The sequence below is a fragment of the Corynebacterium tuberculostearicum genome (assembly GCF_022347235.1).
Taxonomy (GTDB): domain Bacteria; phylum Actinomycetota; class Actinomycetes; order Mycobacteriales; family Mycobacteriaceae; genus Corynebacterium; species Corynebacterium tuberculostearicum_F.
Window position 1 is genome coordinate 101,670 of record NZ_JAKRDX010000006.1, and the last position, 18,185, is coordinate 119,854.

General features: G+C 61.9%; 18 protein-coding genes, 1 tRNA gene and 1 pseudogene. 10 read left to right on the forward strand and 10 right to left on the reverse strand.

The genetic code is table 11. The features are described from left to right. Positions 1 to 51 precede the first annotated feature (51 nt). From MHK09_RS05005 to MHK09_RS05015, 3 genes are read left to right on the forward strand one after another with little or no spacing between them, the layout of a single operon-like run. Positions 52 to 735, forward strand: coding sequence for a class I SAM-dependent methyltransferase (locus tag MHK09_RS05005; protein ID WP_248099372.1), 684 nt, complete (start codon positions 52 to 54; stop codon positions 733 to 735). Further along, on the forward strand, positions 732 to 2,510 hold the full coding sequence (locus tag MHK09_RS05010) for an ABC transporter ATP-binding protein (protein ID WP_179387189.1): 1,779 nt from the start codon (positions 732 to 734) through the stop codon (positions 2,508 to 2,510). The genes MHK09_RS05005 and MHK09_RS05010 overlap by 4 nt, the downstream gene beginning before the upstream one ends. Continuing rightward, positions 2,507 to 4,240 carry an ABC transporter ATP-binding protein gene (locus MHK09_RS05015; protein WP_005329286.1) on the forward strand — a complete coding sequence of 578 codons (1,734 nt, stop codon included), beginning with the start codon at positions 2,507 to 2,509 and terminating at the stop codon, positions 4,238 to 4,240. Before MHK09_RS05010 ends, MHK09_RS05015 begins: the two co-directional genes overlap by 4 nt. A 17-nt stretch (positions 4,241 to 4,257) precedes the next feature. Here the strand turns inward: MHK09_RS05015 and MHK09_RS05020 are convergent, their stop codons facing one another. From MHK09_RS05020 to MHK09_RS05030, 3 genes and pseudogenes are all read right to left on the reverse strand, one after another. Next, positions 4,258 to 4,425, reverse strand: a complete 168-nt coding sequence (locus MHK09_RS05020) for a hypothetical protein (RefSeq protein WP_005329284.1) — start codon at positions 4,423 to 4,425, stop codon at positions 4,258 to 4,260. A 9-nt stretch (positions 4,426 to 4,434) separates the two neighbouring features. Then, on the reverse strand, positions 4,435 to 4,605 hold the full coding sequence (locus MHK09_RS05025; protein ID WP_154762578.1) for a hypothetical protein: 171 nt from the start codon (positions 4,603 to 4,605) through the stop codon (positions 4,435 to 4,437). Positions 4,606 to 5,289: 684 nt separating this feature from the next. Next, positions 5,290 to 6,497, reverse strand: a pseudogene (locus MHK09_RS05030) (IS110 family RNA-guided transposase). 346 nt (positions 6,498 to 6,843) lie between these two features. On the opposite strand from MHK09_RS05030, the gene MHK09_RS05035 reads away from it, so the two are divergent. Then, entirely contained in the window at positions 6,844 to 7,221 is a 378-nt protein-coding gene (locus MHK09_RS05035; RefSeq protein ID WP_200436167.1) for an MmcQ/YjbR family DNA-binding protein, read from the forward strand. 67 nt (positions 7,222 to 7,288) lie between these two features. After that, positions 7,289 to 7,774, forward strand: coding sequence for a MarR family winged helix-turn-helix transcriptional regulator (locus MHK09_RS05040; RefSeq protein WP_086589162.1), 486 nt, complete (start codon positions 7,289 to 7,291; stop codon positions 7,772 to 7,774). Between the two features lie 18 nt (positions 7,775 to 7,792). Here the strand turns inward: MHK09_RS05040 and MHK09_RS05045 are convergent, their stop codons facing one another. Then, positions 7,793 to 8,341, reverse strand: coding sequence for a DNA-3-methyladenine glycosylase (locus MHK09_RS05045; protein WP_250412860.1), 549 nt, complete (start codon positions 8,339 to 8,341; stop codon positions 7,793 to 7,795). Then, positions 8,341 to 9,204 (reverse strand): polysaccharide deacetylase family protein, encoded by an 864-nt coding sequence (locus MHK09_RS05050; protein ID WP_250412861.1) that lies wholly within the window; start codon positions 9,202 to 9,204, stop codon positions 8,341 to 8,343. The genes MHK09_RS05045 and MHK09_RS05050 overlap by 1 nt, the downstream gene beginning before the upstream one ends. Positions 9,205 to 9,371: 167 nt before the next feature. Here MHK09_RS05050 and MHK09_RS05055 point away from each other — a divergent pair. After that, positions 9,372 to 9,444 (forward strand) — tRNA-Ala (locus MHK09_RS05055). A 247-nt stretch (positions 9,445 to 9,691) separates the two neighbouring features. Next, positions 9,692 to 9,940 carry a hypothetical protein gene (locus tag MHK09_RS05060; protein ID WP_005329702.1) on the forward strand — a complete coding sequence of 83 codons (249 nt, stop codon included), beginning with the start codon at positions 9,692 to 9,694 and terminating at the stop codon, positions 9,938 to 9,940. On the opposite strand, the gene MHK09_RS05065 is transcribed toward MHK09_RS05060, so the two are convergent. The 3 genes from MHK09_RS05065 to MHK09_RS05075 all read right to left on the reverse strand — a co-directional run bounded on the left by MHK09_RS05065 (position 9,937) and on the right by MHK09_RS05075 (position 11,579). Then, entirely contained in the window at positions 9,937 to 10,407 is a 471-nt protein-coding gene (locus MHK09_RS05065; RefSeq protein ID WP_034668745.1) for a GNAT family N-acetyltransferase, read from the reverse strand. The two genes, MHK09_RS05060 and MHK09_RS05065, sit on opposite strands and share 4 nt — an antisense overlap. Before the next feature lie 97 nt (positions 10,408 to 10,504). Beyond that, positions 10,505 to 10,708: a hypothetical protein gene (locus MHK09_RS05070; RefSeq protein WP_005329698.1), complete on the reverse strand. Its 204-nt coding sequence runs from the start codon at positions 10,706 to 10,708 to the stop codon at positions 10,505 to 10,507. A 133-nt stretch (positions 10,709 to 10,841) separates the two neighbouring features. Then, positions 10,842 to 11,579, reverse strand: coding sequence for a hypothetical protein (locus tag MHK09_RS05075; RefSeq protein ID WP_250412862.1), 738 nt, complete (start codon positions 11,577 to 11,579; stop codon positions 10,842 to 10,844). Between the two features lie 283 nt (positions 11,580 to 11,862). Here MHK09_RS05075 and MHK09_RS05080 point away from each other — a divergent pair, with 283 nt between their 5' ends. Then, entirely contained in the window at positions 11,863 to 12,795 is a 933-nt protein-coding gene (locus MHK09_RS05080; RefSeq protein ID WP_250412863.1) for a methylenetetrahydrofolate reductase, read from the forward strand. After that, positions 12,782 to 15,052, forward strand: coding sequence for a 5-methyltetrahydropteroyltriglutamate--homocysteine S-methyltransferase (metE, locus tag MHK09_RS05085; RefSeq protein WP_250412865.1), 2,271 nt, complete (start codon positions 12,782 to 12,784; stop codon positions 15,050 to 15,052). The genes MHK09_RS05080 and metE overlap by 14 nt, the downstream gene beginning before the upstream one ends. Before the next feature lie 48 nt (positions 15,053 to 15,100). Here metE and MHK09_RS05090 read toward each other — a convergent pair whose 3' ends face one another. Next, positions 15,101 to 15,739, reverse strand: a complete 639-nt coding sequence (locus MHK09_RS05090) for a DedA family protein (RefSeq protein WP_023020218.1) — start codon at positions 15,737 to 15,739, stop codon at positions 15,101 to 15,103. Positions 15,740 to 15,881: 142 nt separating this feature from the next. Between MHK09_RS05090 and MHK09_RS05095 the strand changes: the two genes are divergently transcribed. After that, a complete protein-coding gene (locus tag MHK09_RS05095) occupies positions 15,882 to 17,519 on the forward strand; it encodes a dihydroxyacetone kinase family protein (RefSeq protein WP_250412866.1) in 1,638 nt (545 codons plus the stop codon). On the opposite strand, the gene MHK09_RS05100 is transcribed toward MHK09_RS05095, so the two are convergent. Beyond that, on the reverse strand, positions 17,479 to 18,138 hold the full coding sequence (locus MHK09_RS05100) for an HAD family hydrolase (protein WP_250412867.1): 660 nt from the start codon (positions 18,136 to 18,138) through the stop codon (positions 17,479 to 17,481). The genes MHK09_RS05095 and MHK09_RS05100 overlap by 41 nt on opposite strands. Positions 18,139 to 18,185: the final 47 nt, after the last annotated feature.

Sequence of the window (18,185 nt, forward strand, 5' to 3'; positions counted from 1 at the left end):
AACCCGAAACCGCCGCGTGGACGCGGCCCACACACCCGGAGACAGAACCAGATGAAGTCGATCGCCCAGATCGTCCAGAACAACCGCAGGCTCCTCGCGGCCTACGAGGACAAGGTCCAGCCGAGGTTCCTAAGCCGCTATGCGCGCGAACCGATGGACGCCGCCGCCGTGTACCGGAAGCTCCGTGCGCTGGATCCCGGGCCGGATGCGCCGGCCCGGGTCCTCGACCTCGGTTGCGGAACCGGGTGGCTCGCCCGCACGCTCGCCGCTGAGTCTCGCTATCGCAGGGCGAACATCGTCGGCTACGACCTGTCGCCCAATGCGATCCGCATCGCCCGCGAACGCGCCGCCGCCGACGGGCTTGGGGCCCAGACGGAATTCCACGTTGCCGACATCCTCACGCCGCTCGCGGGAGAGCCCGGCGGGGCCTGTGAAATCTGGGTGTGTGGCGCGCTCCACCAAATGAAGGATGCGGGAGCCGCGCTCGGCAGGGTCTCCGGGCTGCTCGCCGACGGCGGCATCGCTTACGTGCAGACATTCGTCGAGGATCCCGACGTGAACGAGCGGGTCGACATGGCCGTCATGGCGAAGATGGGCCACCGGGTGTTCCGGGGCAGCGAGCTCGAGGACCTCGCCGAAGCCAACGGGCTGAAGCTGGACGGAGCCTCACGCGCCGGCATGGTGTATTTCTGCACTCTCGCGAAGAAAAGCGCGATCGGGGAGGCGGGGAAGTGAGCGCCGTGGACGGGACCGTCGGCCCGTGGTCGCTGCTCGCCCCGATCCGGACCCGGATGCGTGCGGTGGTCGCGTTGTCCGTCCTGTCGTCGGTGGCTACCGTCGCTTCGCTGGTCGGCATCATCGACATCGCGATGACGTACCCGGAGGCCCCGGTGCATCGGACGTGGTTGGCCGTGGTTGTCATCGTCGTCGCCGCGACAGTGCGAATGGCTGCGGACGGCGCCGCCGGCATGCTCTCGCACCGGGCGGATAACGACCTGCAGCTCTACCTCCGGCGCCGGTTGGTTGCCCATATCCGGAAGCTGCCGCTGGGTTGGCTGGACGCCCGGCGCTCGTCGGGGATCATCGGGTCGGTTGAGAAGGACGTCGCGGCCGTCCACCAGCTCATGGGCCACACCGTCGGCGAGACCGTGGTGGCGGTGCTGGTTCCCCTACTTTCCCTCATCGCGCTCGTCGCGGTCGATTGGCGGATCGCGGCGGTGGCGGTCGTCCCGGTGCTGGTCACCTTCGCCCTGATGGGCGTGATGATTTCGCGCGGAGCCGGTCTTCAGCGCGACTACGAGCGAGCCTCTGAAAAAGTGACGGCTGCGGTCATCGAGTTGGTGCGCGGCATCCCGGTGATGAAGTCCTTCGGACGCGCCAGCCAGGGCGCGGGCCGCTACGATGCCGCGGCGTCGTCGTTCGTCCGCGCGTGGTCCGCCTGGTCCCGGCAGTCGAACATCTATCTCGGGCTCATCGACGTGGTGACGTCCCCGATCACGGTCCTCGCAGTGGTGTGCGGCGCCGGCCTCGCTTTGAGGGACACCGCGGGCGGCAAACCGGAGGGTCTCGTCGCCGGGCTGGTTCTCGGCCTTGGACTCTCCGCGGCGATCGTGAGGGTGGCTATGAACTCCGAACCCATCATCGCGGGGATCGCCGCCCTGAAGTCCATCGCGGAGGTGCTGGGCACGCCGCCGATCACCGAGTCCGCCGAGCCGGTGCCCGTGCACGGAGGCGCGCTCGAGGTCCGGAACCTGGTCTTCTCCTACGGGGATGGGCCGCGGGTCCTCGACGGGATGTCCGCGACGTTCGAATCGGGGGCCCTCACGGCGCTGGTGGGACCCTCCGGTTCCGGAAAGTCCACCGTCGCCCGGCTGTTGGCGCGTTTCCACGACCCTGTCGAAGGCTCGGTGCTGCTGGGCGGCGACGATCTTCGCGACATCGCCGTGCGCGACGTGCACCGTTCGGTGTCGGTGGTGTTCCAGGATCCGCAGTTGCTCACGCTGCCCTTGCGGGAGAACATCCGGCTGGCCAGGAGAGACGCCACCGACGGCGAAATCATGGCGGCCGCGAAGCTCGCGAACCTCGATACGGTCATCGCGGCGCTGCCGAAGGGCCTGGATTCGGTGGTCAACGTCGACGTGACCTTTTCCGGTGGTGAGGCGCAGCGCGTGGCCATCGCGAGGTCGATTGTCACGGACGCGCCGGTGCTCATCTTCGACGAGGCAACCGCTTACGCGGATCCGGCTTCCGAGGCCCTCATTCAGTCCGCAATTGAGCGTTTGGCTCGTTCGCGGACGGTGATCGTGATTGCGCACAGATTGAGCACGATCCGCAACGCCGACCGCATCCTCGTTCTCGATGGGGGAGCGGTCGCGGAGGCGGGCACCCACGACGAGTTGCTTGCGCGCGGTGGCCGCTACCGGGATCTGTGGCGCGCGTTCGCGCTCGACGACGAACCATCCGCCCCGCGGGGCACTGAAGCAGACGATGAAAAGGCAGGGAACCGATGATCCGGGACTTGTGGTCGATGACGGATCGGCGCTCGAAGATGACGCTGGCGTGGCTCATTGCGTTGGCCGCGCTTGCCGCGCTGGCACAGGGAGCGGCGTTCGTCGCGCTGCTGCCGCTGCTGTCGGCTCTGGCCGTGGGAGATGATGCGACGGCGTGGCGTTTCACCGGCGTTATCGCCGGCCTCGCGGCCGCCCATGCGGTGCTGTCCCTCGCCGCGGGGACGGTCGGCAGGGCGAATTCCGCAGCGGTGCTGTCGTCCCTGCTGCGTTCCCTGGGCGAACGCGTGCTGACGTTGCCACTCGGGTACGTCACCAAGTCCACGGCCGGCCGCTTTTCGGAGATGGCGTCTTCGGGCATGGCGTTCGCGGCGTCCGTGCCGCACGTGATCCTGCGGCCCGTCATCGCTGCTGTGGTTGCGCCGACCGTCATCGCTCTCGGAATTCTGGCGGTGGATTGGCGCGTCGGGTTGGTTCTCGTCGCGTCGGCGCCGGTGCTCTTCTTCGCCTACCGGGCCATTGGCCGAGTCGGCGGGGAGTCGGACGAAGCGCATGCTGACGCCGTCGCTGCCGTCTCCGGCAGGCTGATCGAGTTCACCCGCGGCCAGCAGGTGATTCGCGCCGCGGGCGACGGTTCGGCGGCGGACGCGATGGTGGATGAGGCGATCCAGGCCCAACACGATGCGTTCGCGAAGGCGACGTCGACGCAAGGCGCGGCCATCGGACGGTTGGGCTCGGTCGTCCATGCGGTGTTCACGGCGGCGGTGGTCGTCGCCGTGGCGGTCGCCGCGACGGGCGGGATGTCACCGGCGCATTTGGCGTCGATGCTCATTGTGGTCGTCCAGTTCACCGGACCGATCACCACGGCGGGAGCGTTGTCCGGCGGTTTCGGCGCGGGCCGCAATACGTTGGCTGCGCTGCGTGACCTGCGGGCGATCCCCGCCCTTCCCGAACCGGCCGCACCGGAGCTGCCCGACGGGCATGACGTGGAGTTCCGCGGCGTGAGCTTCGGGTACGGGGAGAAGAAGGTCCTCGACGGCGTCAGCTTCCGTGCACCTCAGGGAGTGCTGGTCGCCATAGTGGGACCTTCGGGGGCGGGCAAGACGACGGTCATGCGGCTGCTGTCGCGGTTTCATGATCCAGACTCGGGGGAGATCCTCATTGGCGGGGTGCCCTTGCCTCGGATCGGCACCGACGGCGTGAACTCGCTGGTGACCCCGGTGTTCCAGGAGACGTTCCTCTTCGACGCGTCCGTGCGGGACAACGTGGTCTTCGCCGACCCCGGATTCGGTTCCAGGCCCGGCGACGGAGACCGCTTGCGCGAGGCCGCCCGGCGATCCGGGGTGGACCGCATCGTGGAGCTGCTGCCTTCCGGGTGGGATAACCCGGTGGGGGAGGAGGGGACGCTGCTGTCGGGAGGCGAGCGGCAGCGCGTCGCCATCGCCCGGGCGCTTCTGAAGGATTCCCCGGTGGTGCTTTTCGACGAGCCGACGTCCTCGCTGGATGCGGCCACTGAGCGGGCGATTGTCGGCACGATGGAAGCGTTGCGCGGCGATCACACCGTGATCGTCGTCGCCCATCGCCTGCACACCGTCCGCGATGCCGACCTCATCGTCGTGCTTTCGGAGGACGGGACGGTCGCAGAACGGGGCACGCACGATGAATTGCTGGCGAAGGGCGGCCGCTACGCCGAGTCGTGGACGTGCCGGACGGGAGGCTCCCCGGGCGCCTGATCCTCGTCCGTCGAGGACTATCGCTCCGGTCCGGTACCGGTGCAGTGGTCCCGCCACGCCATCCCGGTCAGCGGGTCCTCGACGATGCCCTGGGCGACAGGGTCGTAATTGAAGCCGTAGTGCTCGGTGCGGTGGGCGGGGCACACGTCTTGGACGGTGATGTTGGTGACGCCGGGTTCCCGCACGAAGGAGTTTTAGTGGGGGAGCACGGCATTGTCGTGCCGCGTGCCCAGGAAGGTGTACCGAACGCCCGGTCGAGTGATGTCGCCGATGGTCAGCTCATTCAGCAGCATGGAACCGGAGATCTGCTGTTCCCAGGCAAGCGCGTTCGTTTTGCCGGCGTTTCGGGAGTATCCGTGGCGCATCTCGGGGTGGACGTCAAAGCGATCGGCTGCGCTGTGCGCCCGGGGCCCGTGGTTCGAGGCCCGGTACCGATGAGCTGTTCGACGACCCGGTCCCCGCCCAGCTCCCGGATGTAGTGGTGGGGCAGGGGTCCGCTGCCCTGCGAATACCCGACGAGGTTGACCGCCGGGGCTCCGGTCGCGGCCAGCACCCGGTCGACGACGGAATCAAGTGTTTTCGAGCTGTGGCGGATGTCGCCGCTGAACACAGCCCATTCGACGGGGTGTCCATCGACGACGAGCGGGTTGTCGGTGAACGTGTAGGCGCAGAGCCCGGCCCGCCCATTTCGCGTAGGCGTCCTCCCGGGTCCCGGGAATGAGGATGACGGGCAATTCACCGTCCCGGGGCGGCACCGGAAGTCGTTGGCGCCGGGGGCACCAGACCGGGCTTGGCCATGGACAGGGCCCGGGCGGCCGCGGGTGAGGTTTGCCGGCGGCCGAGCCACCGGTCGGGAAACCGCCGTCCGACAGCGACGAGGGGATTCTCGTCACCTCGTCGGGGGTGTTCCTATATAGGTTGTCAACTCCGCGGGTGGGCTTGTTGGGGGTGTGAACGGCTTCTGCTTCGTCTCGTAGATGTTGTTTTGGGTACCTTGAGGAGCCGGTTGGGCTTGCTGTGCAATCGGCTTGGATGGGGGTCTGTTGGCTTTAGGCTGCTGCAGCCTCCTGAGCTGTAGAGATGTCTCGGTAGTGCTCGCCGTTTCGCATCATGGAGAAGAGAGCGTTGAGGCGTCGGCGTGCGAGTGCGACGACTGCGGCGTTGTGTCTTTTGCCTTCTTTGCGTTTTCGTTCATAGAATTGCCGGGAACGCTCGTGGAATCTGATCGATGCAAAAGACGATTGCCATAGGGCGTTCTTTAATTTTTGTTGCCAGCGCGGTTGGGCGAATTCGACATAATGGACGTTCCTGATTGATTTGTCCGTGGTGATAGGCCTGCATAGGACGCTAGGTGCGCTGCATCGGGGAGGTCGGACATATCGCCAACAGTCATGAGGATCTGTGCTGCGCTACGTGGGCCGATGCCGGGCATGGATAAAAGAATCTCGGTTTGAGGAATGTCTTGAATGAGCTTGAGTACCTGTGCTTCTATTTCCTTGCGATGCTCTAGTTTGGCCAGTGCGTCTTTGGCGGACATTGCTACGCCAAGTTCGGCGTATTCTGCGCCGGCAATGGACACGGTCTGTCCGTGGATGGCAGCAAGCATGGCATCGATGACAGGCTCGGGATTGCGCGCTTTGTGACTGCGCGCAAAGGCTGCTAGGCGTGTTTTACCGATGCGTCGAATCTTGGTGGGGCCGCCGTATTTTGCAAGTAGGTGGAGGATCCATTTTCGGTGAATCATCTGTCCGCGCAGGACATGTTCGAATGCAGGATAGGTTCCCACGAGCGCGGATCGCATCTGGTTAATTAGGCGTGTGTAGGCCCGGGCGAGGTCTTCGTCGATACCGTTGAGAACTTTCAGCTGGGTAAAGACTTCCTCAACGCGGTCGACGCTGCGCAGGGAGTCCGGAAGGTTAAGACCGGCATGGGCGATAACGTAGGCGTCGCGTACATCGGTCTTTGAGTTGCCGACGTGGATGCGAGAGAGCTGTCGCATCGCAAGCCCTGGTAGATAGCGAACATCTGCCCCCATGTCTTGGGCGACTGCGACGGTTAATCGGCCGATGTTGTTGGGCTGATCGACAATGACAAGGACCGAGGCGTTGTCGGCGAGGAATTGGCCGAAGAGCTTGCGTAGCGAGCCTTCATGCTGATTGATGCGTTTGGACAGGACTTGCCTGCCTTGGGGATCGAGGACGCAGGCGTGGTGGAAGTATTTGCCGACGTCCACGCCAATGACGAAGTCATAGGCCATGGGTGTGTTCCTCCTAGCGATGAATTAGAAGTTGGACTATTTGAGCTTCATCGCTGGGGGTGGTCGGACATACTTAGTACTGGCATCTACATTACTGTGAGACCTCATACCACCTGGGCTGGGTCAGGTTCCTATTGAGCTGTTTGAGTATGTCACTGTCTTCGGAGGCATCACCCCCGGATCATTTTCAGACAGGGGCGGGAATAAGCCATACCGAAGCCAGCGACTAGTTCTACTGTCCTTTCAGACGGAGGGAACGGAAATAAACATAACCCGCCCAATCGGGTGGACAGGCTATGAATCTTCGGTGCCCTGAGGTGGAACTGCTAACAACGAAATGGGGGCGATGTTGGACGGGAGCGGCATCTACAAGGTTGCGCGGCAGCGCGCCGAAGAGATGCTCGGCTCGCAGGTGCTGCATCCTTTTGGTCCCGACTGGGACGTATTTAAAGTACGCGGCAAAATTTTCTTGCTGTTGACAGCGGTGACCGGTCAACAGCAAATGATCATTAAGGCCGAGCCGGAGGACTGCCAAGCGCTACAGCAGCAGTATCCATTCATTGCGCCGGGCTACCACATGAATAAGCGGCATTGGGTTTCTGTCTATCCACACGCAGATCTGCACGAACGGCTGGTAGAGGAGTTAGTCACGGACTCCTATCGTTTGGTGGTGGAAAAGCTGCCGAGAGGGCGGCGGCCGATCGATCCGTCCTCTGTGCACTAAAGCCCTTTGTATTAAGGACAATGGCGAGTCACTTTAAAATTAAAGCCATGTTGATAGAATAAATCCCATGACCGAGCGCGATGACTACTGGCTAAATGATGAAGAGCTCGCATCATTTATGTCCTTAATGAGCGTAAATATTCGCTTGACCAATATTTTGGATGCTCAGCTGCGTGATGACGCAGGCCTGAGCTTTTTTGAATACACGGTGCTCTCTCGGCTATCTGAGGCGGAAAATCGCGAGATGCGTATGCGTGATTTGGCGATTACCGCCAATGGATCTTTGTCTCGCTTGAGCCAGGTTGTTACGCGCCTAGAAAAGCAGGGGTGGGTCGTGCGCCAGCCGTGCCCGACTGACGGCCGCACCACCATGGCACAGCTGACGGATAGCGGCTGGGATAAGGTAGTCGAGACCGCGCCTGGACACGCTAAGCAGGCGCGAAGGTCCGTAATGGATAACCTGACCCGCACGCAGATCCGCCAGATGCTGCAGATCAATCGGCGGATCATAAAGGCCATTGAGAATGATGAGCGCTATGGTGGGCGCTATTAGGCAGTGTGCCTTGCGAGGCTATTGCTTGGGATAGCCGCGGCGGCCCGAGACGGTTTTATCGAAAGGGATCCAAAACCGCAGGGCCGCTTCCTTGTTTTTCGAGATGCCGATGCGCGGTCCGCGTACCCATTCTGGTTCGGAGGTTCGCTCAACAATCTGAATTGGTTGGTGGTTATCTTCCAGCGTGAAGCCTAAGGCCTTGCCCAAGTTTCCTGGCCCGCGGGCAAGATTATGAAAATCGGTGGTGCCGCGGCGGGCGAAGGCGATATCGGCGCCCTCGACGATTTCGCCGCCGCGCAGCAGGCAGCCTTGGCCGGTGCCATCAGGGGCGCAAACGATATTGACGTTGCGGTGGATACCATAAGAAATATAGACATAGAACCTACCCGGCGGACCGAACATGGCCGCATTGCGCGGGGTCTTTCCTTTAAAGGTATGTGCAGCGGAATCCTCGGCACCGAGGTAAGCCTCAACCTCCGTGAGGCGGATGCTTACCCCGGCATGGGTGAGGGTGCAGCCGAGGAGTTGGGGAGCGACGGCGTCGGCAGTCAGGGCAAAATCAATCATTAACCACGAGCGTAGTAGCGCTTACCTGCTACAGGGGTGCGCAGGAGGCGATCCAAGCTCACGGGCTCGAGGCCCTTCGCGCGCAGGCCGTCGATAACGCAATCGGCGGCGTCCACGGTGGTGGGGTGGATATCGTGCATCAACACAATGGAGCCGGCGCGGGCGCCTTGGACGGCCGCGGAGCACACATGGTCGGAGTTGCGGTCCTTCCAATCCACGGTGTCGACGTCCCACAACGCTTGGGAGACGCCCTTATCGCGGGTGGCCTGATCCACGGTGGCGTTGGTCGCGCCATAGGGCGGGCGTACCCAGCGCGTGCCTTGGCCGGTGGCCTTTTTGATGGCGGCATTGCCGGCGTCGATTTCCTGGGATACCTGGTCATAGGACAGGGTGTTGAGCTGGCGGTGGCTCTTGGTGTGGTTGCCGATGGTGTGGCCCTCGGCCTTCATGCGCTTGAGCAGCTCAGGATGCTGATATGCGTTGGGGGCTAGCACCATGAAGCTTGCGTGCGCGTTCTTTGCCTTGAGCTTGTCCAGTAGGCGGTTGGTCTCGGCACCGGGGCCGTCGTCATAGGTGATAGCTACGCAGTTGGCACAGTCGACGCCGCCATTGTTGCGCGGCTGCGGCTTCTTTGGAGCTGGGGCGGCGGGTGCCTTCTTCGCGGGGGCATTATGTGGGAATGCCTGGGAGCTGAAGTCTTCGACCTGTGCGCGGGCATCCTCGATGCGATGGTTGATTTCTCCTTGAATATCCGCGCTTGAAGACGCAGGCAATCGCGGGATTTGCGGTAACTGTGCATGAGCGGCTGCTGGCATGGCGGCGGCAATAAGCACGGTGAGTGCAGAGGTGAGGATGCGGCGCATAGTGATCCTAAAGGTCAGGGATAGTGGACATGATGTGCCCATGACCCTAGCGCCTGCGTGTTACTGACGTGATAGGACATGCCTAAAGTGTCCAAAGTGATTTGAGTGGTTCAGGTTTTAAGCGGTTTGTGGTTGCTTCGGCTGCGGTAGTAAAGTGTGTAGGCACTGGGGCATTAGCTCAATTGGTAGAGCATCTGCTTTGCAAGCAGAAGGTCAGGAGTTCGATTCTCCTATGCTCCACAGCATGAAGTCCGGCTTCCTCTTCGGAGGGCGCCGGACTTTTTCAATGCAATGGGTGCATTGACGTTGATGTCGCGCCTTTTGTCCATCTAAACCAGCAAAACCGTCGACGAAAAATGGGGTTTAGATGGACAAAAATCCTGATCTTCGGAAGTCCGGATAGATAGTGCAAGGTCGCGGGGAGGAAACTTTAAGTACAGTAAGTGGGGAATTATTACTATTACGCGAAACCATTAGGAGACTAACCATGGCCGCCAACGTTCGCTACAACGATCCCTTTACCTCCACAGAGAAGAAAGTTTCGGCGCCGGAGGGCGCCGAATACGTTGTGGTGCGCAAACGTGGCGAGGCCGCAGTGGATGGCGAGGTCATGAGCTTTCACGGCACTCGCGAAGAGGCGCGCGAGGCGGTCATGGCCGGGCTGACCGAGGAATTTAAGACGGCCGTGGATAATGAGCCGATTTACGTTACGCACGCCCGCCTGCGCTCGCTTTAGAAGCGTTTCAGCATCACAAAGTGTCCCTCGTGGCTGCCCACGTGTTCAAAGCCGAGGTGCTCATAGAGCCCCTTCGCGCGGGGGTTATCGGGGTGGACGGCTAGCGAGATGCCGGGGGCATGCAGGGTGTGGGCGAGGGAAATAGCGGCGTCGATAAGCGCGGTGGCAATGCCCTGTCCCTTATAGCGGGCCTCAACCGCGATGGCGATCTCCGGAATGGCGGGCTCGACAAAACCAAAGCCGTGGTTGTCCTCCGTGCCCCAATTGAGCCACACGCCACCGGCCGGGACAAGCTCCTCCCAGGCGATGAAGCCGCCCTGGTTGGGATCCCAATTTTCCACGTAGAAGGCAAAATCATCGGCAAAATCGGGGGAAAGCTCGCCGTGCTCGTCACCGAAGGTATCGGTGAGGAAGTTGAGGCGGGCGAGGTAGGTGCGGTCAGATTCTTGGGTTGCGCGAAGTTCCATGGAATCCACGATAGTCGCCAGTGGTGCACACGGGGTACGCATGCGAAAATCCCCTCCGCACAGGCCAGTGACCTGTGGGAAGGGATGCGGCTGCCGCTTAGGCTAGGTGGTAATTGCGGACGTCGTGACCGTTAAACTCGCGCTCGATACCGGCCTCGTCTACGGAGTGGAAAGTGGTTCCGTTATCGATGGCGAAGCGCAGGTTATCCACGCGAGAGGAAGGGTCTTTAGACACCGCACCCGCTGGGAAGTAGTACGTTGCGCCGTCTTTGAGCTTGACGGTAAGGGTCTCAAAGCTCATTGTTCATCTCCTTGTAGAAAGATCCCTAATGTGGGAATTCAATCAAGAGATTTTTGTCTAAGCAAAGAAATGAGATCTAGGCAACGCTGAATATACCCCCACGGCGGGGTGGAAAGCGTATTTATTCTTTGACCTACAGGCGGTGCTTGCCCTCGTTTTGGTGGTCATCGGTAATGCGGGTGGTATCGGCTGGCTGAGCTTCTTCTTCGCGGTGCTTGGCCAGCTGCTCGTCGATGGAACCCAGCAGTTCCTCATCGCGTACAGCGCCTTCCTCAACGAGGTCAGACTGGGTGTCATTCTCGCTGGTGGAGGTGTAGACCAAGGTGGACTCCGGAGCGGTGTGGGAAGCGGACTGGAAGTCATCCACGCGCGGCGGGGTCTGGGAAGGCTTGTCGTTGGAGCGCAGCCAGTAGTAGGCGCCGCCGGCTGCAGCGGACAGCAGGGCGATGATGCCGGCGAAGATCCAGCCCTTAGAGGACTTCTTGTTCTTCTTCTGCTTCTTGGCTACCTTGGCGGACTTCTTCTTGAGGTTCTTCTGGGCCTTCTGAGAATCCTTCTTGGCCTGCTTGCGGGCCTTCTTAGCCTTCTTGGTGGCCTCTTCCTTGGCGTCGTTCAGGCGCTCGGTGGCGTCTTCGCGGTAGTCGTTGAACTCCTCCAGGGCGCGCTCGAGGCGGGAGTGTGCGGCGCGGGTAACGGCGCCTGCCTGACGGCGCGGCTCGGCGAAGGTGCCGTTATCGCGCTCGTCCATCTTCTGTGCGGCCTCTTCCAGGGCGGTGTAGGCCTCGCGGGACTTTTCCTCGCGGTAGTTATTGAACTGGCTCCACAGGTTCGATGCGGTCTTAAAGGCCACGTTCAGTGTGGTGGGGTTCATGGGGTGGAACACTCCTTAACTCAGATTTATCAATTCGCTTTCACCCAGCATAGTGACGTGGTGGTTGGTGTACCACCGCTGGCGTCGTGGCGTGCAGGGGGAACGCGCTAGAAATAGACCGCTTGGTTCAGAAAACGCGATTATTATTCAGCTGATTTTTCGCCAACCTCGCAGTTTGCAGGCTTGCAATGGTATTACCATTGCACAATCGCTACCGCGCAAACTGAACAGCTTGGTACGTTTTTTCTCAACACACCGACAACGACCAGCAAAGGAGGTGACCATGAGCCCGCGACTTTCGGCTTCCGCGCCCTTGGATTATGAAAGCGAAGAGGAATCCCATGTGCCTGAGCGCCTCGCCCTTTCCTTCGAGGTAATCCCACCGCGCCACGATGCCGATGCCGCCAAGATCGACCGCCTGCTAGAGGTCCTGGAAAGCTATCACCCCGATTACATCGCGGTAACCAGTTCCCAGCGCTCCGGCTGGCTAGAGGGAACCGCGGCCTTCATTGAGAAGATCTCGCAGAACACCTCTATGCGCCCGCTGGCGCACCTGGCGTGCACGGCCGGCTCGCGCGACGAGCTCATCGGGTGGATTAATCGCTTGGTAGATGCCGGAGTGCGTGGCCTTCTAGCTCTGCGGGGTGACCTCCCCGAAGGGGGCATGCCAGAGCACTACCTTCAGCATGCCGATGAACTGGTTCGCCTCATCCGGGAATTGGAAAGCCACCAAGCGGCCCGCTTTGCTGCCGGCCGACTCGCTGTAAGTGTGGCGTGCTATCCCAGCGGCCATGCTGAATCCAAAAACGAGGACGAGGACTTCGACGTCCTGCTCAATAAGCAGCGCCTCGGCGCGGACTTCGCCATCACCCAACTCTTTTTTGATGCCGAGGATTTTCTCCGCTTCGCCCAACGGGCGGAGTTGGCCGGGGTGAAAATCCCCCTCATTCCGGGGATTATGCCCATGACCAGCCTGCGCCGGTTGGAACGAATGGGGCAGCTGTCCGGGCTGGCCGTACCCGAAAGGGTGCGTACTCGGCTCACGGCAGCGAAAACCCCAGAAGAGGAATACGAAATCGGCATGGAGCTTACCGCCCAATTGGCCCGCACCATCGTGGCCGGAGGCGCAGAAGGCCTCCATATCTATACCCACAACAATCCCGACATCACTCAAGACCTGTTATCTCGAATCGGAGTAAGCAATGACGAACACTAATTTCCCCAAGGCGACGATTGAGGGCTACCCTCGCGTCGGCACTAACCGCGAGCTCAAGCGTGCGCTGGAATCCTACTGGGCCGGCCGCATCGATACAGAGACCTTTGAGTCTGCCGCTCATTCCCTGCGCTTGGATACCTATAACCGCTTGCGCGACCTCGGTCTTACTGAGGACTATGCCATTCCAGCCGACGTCGCTTACTACGACCAGGTGCTCGAGACCGCACTGACCGTAGGCGCCGTAGCCGGCGAGACCCTGGATGATGAGTTCACCTTGGCCCGCGGCAATAAGGACACCGCGCCGCTAGAGATGACTAAGTGGTTCGATACCAACTACCACTACATTGTCCCGGAAATTTCTGATGACCAGGACTTTAAGGCGCGCCCACAGCGCGTTATCAAGCTGGTGGAAGAAGCCCGCGCAGCAGGCCACACCGTGCGCCCATACCTCGTCGGCCCGGTTACCCTGCTGGCCCTGTCCAAGCAGGCCGAGGGCGCGACCAAGTCCCCGCTCGACCGCTTGGATGATGCCGTCAAGGCCTACCAGGAGGTACTGGCCGAGCTGGATAAATCCGGCGTGAAGTGGGTACAGCTGGCCGAGCCTGCCCTGGTAGCGGACCTGACCGTTGCCACCGATGAGGAGCTTGCTGCCCACATTAAGAGCGCCTATGAGGCCATCTTGGGTGCGGACAACCGCCCGCAGGTCTACCTCACCACCCCTTATGGCTCCGCGCGCAAGGGCCTTGACGTTCTGGCGGAACTTAAGCCAGAGGCCGTCCAGGTGGATCTTTCCGTGGGCACCCTGGCACTCGATGAGGGCTACCTTGAGCGCGTGAAGAAGCTGAACTCTCACGTGGTTGCCGGGCTTATCGACGGCCGCAATGTCTGGGCCGCCAACCTACGTGACCTGCGCTCCAAGTACGAGGACCTAGAGGGATGCCTCGACTCCCTTTCTGTGTCTACCTCCGTATCCCTGCAGCACGTGCCGCACACCGTGGAGGCAGAAACCAAGCTGCCTGCCGACGTCGCTACGTGGTTCTCCTTCGCCAACGAGAAGGTGAAGGAAGTCGTCGCCCTGTCCCAGGGCCCGCTGGAAGCGCCGGAGGCGTACAACATCAGCGACCGCGCGGTGCGCACCCGTGCTGACTCTGAGCGTATCCACAATGCGGCGGTGAAGGCGCGCATCGAGAAGCTGCCGGCCGGCGAGGTCAAGCGCGAGCCTGCCTTTGCCGAGCGCAACGAGGCGCAAAAGGAACTTGACCTGCCGCAGCTGCCGACTACCACCATCGGTTCCTTCCCCCAGACCAAGGAAATCCGCCAAGCACGTGCGGCGCACCGCAAGGGCGAGCTTTCCGACGCCGACTACAACGCCGCACTCAAGGATGAGGTCAAGTCCGTCATTGAGCTGCAAGAGCGCCTCGGCCTCGATGTACTCGTGCACGGCGAGCCGGAGCGCAATGACATGGTCCAGTACTTTGCTGAGCTGCTCGATGGCTTCGTAACCACCGAAAACGGCTGGGTCCAGTCTTATGGCTCCCGCTGCACCCGCCCGCCAATAGTCGTAGGTGACATCTCCCGCCCGGCTGCGATGACCACCGAGTGGTCCAAGTACGCCCAGTCGCTCTCGGAGCACCACGTCAAGGGTATGCTCACCGGCCCGGTGACGATCCTGGCTTGGTCCTTCGTTCGCGATGACGTGCACCAGTCCGTCTCCGCGGACCAGCTCGGCGTCGCGTTGGCGGATGAGGTCCGTGACTTGGAAGAGGCCGGCATCGACATCATTCAGATCGATGAGCCCGCCCTGCGCGAGCTGTTGCCTTTGCGTGAGGAAGACCGCAAGGCCTACCTGGATTGGGCCGTGCGCTCCTTCCGCCTCGTTGCACTCGAGGCCAAGCCGACCACCCAGATCCACACGCACCTGTGTTACTCCGAGTTCGGCCAAATCATCGATGCCGTTGCCGGCCTCGATGCCGATGTCACCTCCATCGAGGCGGCCCGCTCCCGCATGGAGCTGCTGGAGGATATTGACGAGACCTTCCACTCCGAGATCGGCCCGGGCATCTACGATATCCACTCCCCACGCGTGCCCTCCGTGGCGGAGATGGCCGAGCTCATCCGCGCCGCGCTCAAGCACGTACCGGTCGAGCGCCTGTGGGTTAACCCGGACTGCGGCCTTAAGACTCGCGGCTACGAAGAGACCGAGGCCTCCCTACGCAATATGGTTCTGGCCCGCGATGAGGTACGTGATTCCCTCTAAGTCCTCTTAGCCTCATAGAATCCCGGCTGGGAAATGGGCAACTTGCCCTTAACTGGCCGGGATTTCGCGCTTTGCTTTGCGGCGCTTGTTGATCCACCCGATGATCATTGGCAGCACAGAAATTGCCACGACGATGAGCATAATGATGTCGATGGAGTGGGCGATGCCGGGGATACCGCCCAGAAGTACGCCGACGAGCAGCATGGAGCCTACCCAGCCGATGCCGCCGAGGATATTCCAGCGCAAGAAGGAGGAGTAGCCCATTTCCGCGGTGCCGGCGGCGAAGGGGACGAAAGTGCGCACGATTGGTACGAAGCGGCCCAATACGAGGGCCACCGGGCCGTGACGCTGGAAGAAGTCTTCTGCGCTATCGAGGTGCTCAGTGCGCAGGACGCGGGCATCGTCCTTGAAGAGTTTGCGCCCGAAGCGGCGACCCAAATAGAAGCCCACTTGGTCGCCTGCGAAGGCAGCCACTGCTGCTACGACAAAGAGCAGCCAGGCATTGATGTCTAGCTCGTGGCGCAGGATTGCAGCGGTAACGAGTAGCGAATCGCCCGGCAGGAAGGGGAAAAGCACGCCGGATTCGATGAAGATGACCACGGCTACGCCGAGCAGAATATAGGGTCCAAAACTGTGGAGCAGGGAGCCTGCATCCATAAGGTTGTGGAGGGAGGACAAGAAATCCATGTGTGGATCCTTTCGTAGTGCTTTCTTTAGTATCCTCTGCACATTGCGAAAATGCTGCGAATCAGCTGGGTGTCCGAATGGAACCGGTATGTTTCTTTTCTCGTCTTGGCTTTCGGGTAAGAAACATCACTAGCGTGGGAGTATGAATCACTCCGCATTCCGCAATAGCCAAGACACCTTCCTTTCTGATGCCCTTGCCGGGCTCATCGCCAACCACCCCGATGCCTGCTGGCACGACGTCGGATTCATCGGCCGCACCACATCGCTGCGCACCGAAGACGGTGATCCAGCAGTGGCGGTGATTTCCGGTGGCGGTTCCGGTCATGAACCGATGCACGCCGGCTTCATAGGCCAAGGCATGCTCGCTGCGGCCTGTCCGGGACTGCTGTTTACCTCCCCCAACGCGGTGCAAGTCAGCGAGGCCACCCAGTGGGCTGACCAAGGCAGGGGAGTAGTCCACGTGGTGAAAAACTACACCGGAGACGTCATGAATTTCACCGTCGCCCGCAATGCTGCCGAGGCGGTAACCACGCGCACGGTGTTGGTAGCCGATGATCTTGCCACTGATGGCCACGAGGATGGCCCCGGCCGTCGCGGCACGGGGGCAACCATCCTGGTGGAAAAGGTCGCAGGCGCTGCTGCCTACCGCGGCGACGACGTGGATAAGGTTGCTGAATTAGGGCAGCGCACTGCGGATAATTCTCGCAGCATGTCCGTGGCGTTGGGTGCCGGTTTTATGCCGACTACCGGCCGTGAGACCTTTGATCTTGCAACCGGTCAGATGGAGGTGGGAGTGGGCATTCACGGTGAGCCGGGCACGCATACCGAGCAGGTAGATAGCGCGAGCGCCATCGTGAATCAGGTCCTGGATAAGATCGTGCCAGCCCTTAAGCTGGGTCAAGGCGATGAAGTGGTATGCCTGGTCAACGGCTTAGGCGGCACCACCCCGCTGGAGCTGAGTTTGCTCTTTGGTGAGGCCGCCGCGCAGCTGGCCCAGCGAGGCGTCACCGTAGCTCGGTCGTTGGTGGGTTCTTATGTCACCGCGGTCAATATGCACGGTGCTTCCTTTACGCTGCTTAAGGCAGATGCGGAGCTGCTCGAGCTTATCGACGCCCCCACTGCCGCCCCTGCCTGGCCCCATGCCCTGGGCCGCGCGAAGGCGGTAGAACCCGCCACCATCACCTTCCAGGATGAACTTCCTACCGAGGGCGAGGAGAACCAGTGGCTCACCGCCTTTGTGGAGCGTCTCCAAGCCTCCTTCGAGGCGCTTACGGAGCTGGACCGCAAGGCCGGCGACGGCGACTTTGGCCAGAACATGGAGGCGGCCTTCGGCGGCATTGAGCTCCCCCTGCGCGGTACGGATACCGAGATCCTCACCGGGCTGGCCAAGCGCCTGCTCGTCCTCGCCGGTGGTACCTCCGGCGCTGTATTCGGCACGCTCTTTAATGAATTGGCTCGGGCGGAGTCGCTGGCGGACGGGCTCAATGCAGCGGCTGAATTAATCCACGAACTCGGCGGCGCTCAGCGCGGTGATCGCACCATGCTCGATGCCCTCATCCCGGCCGCAGAAAAGGCCCGCGAGCTAGGTGCGAAGGATCCGGACGCGGAGACCTTGCAGGAGCTTTTCGACGCCGCCCATGCCGGCGCCCTCGAGACCGAGGACCTTGCTGCAAAGAAGGGCCGCGCCTCCTACCTGGGAGATCGCAGCAAGGGCGTTATCGATCCGGGCGCCATCGTGGTCAGCTGGCTCTTTGGGGGAGAACCTCTCTCAGCGCACTAAGCGAGCGCAGATCTCCATCACCCGCACGGTCGAGGTGGAGCGCATGCAGCCCTGCCTTGCGCGCCCCCTGCACATCGTTGGTGAGGGAATCGCCCACCATGAGCGTGTCTGCGGGGGCCACGCCGAGCTGGCGGCAAGCAGCGAGGTAGGCCTCCCGTTGTGGTTTGGGGCAGCCGAGGTCAACGGTGGGGATGAGGAGGACGTCGGCAAGCGCAAGGCCCGTGGCCTCCAGCTTCGCCTGCTGCATTTCGCGCTCGCCGTTGGTGAGTATGCCTACCTGAAAGCCGGACTCGAGGGCCCAGGTGAGGGTGGGCAGGGCGTCGGAAAAAGCGCGCCATTGCTCCCGGTAGGCGGAAAGATAGCCGTCATAGGCGGCCAGCGCCTCGGCATCGCTCATATTCCGGCCGAGGAATTCGCGGCAGCGCGCCGCGCGCTGGCCGTGGTGGGAGACCTCGCCGCGCTCATAGGCTTGAAACCATTTTCGTTCAATGGCCGCGAACCGCGCATGCTGGCCCTCGGGCAGGCCGAGCTCGCGGCACCACTGATCCACCGCGTCTCGGGCCGAGCGGGTGTGATCGAGCAAGGTGTCATCCAGATCAAAAAGAAGCGCGCGAATCATGCCTTCAGGCTAGCGCGATCGCTGACAGCGTTATGTCATGCGCGGCA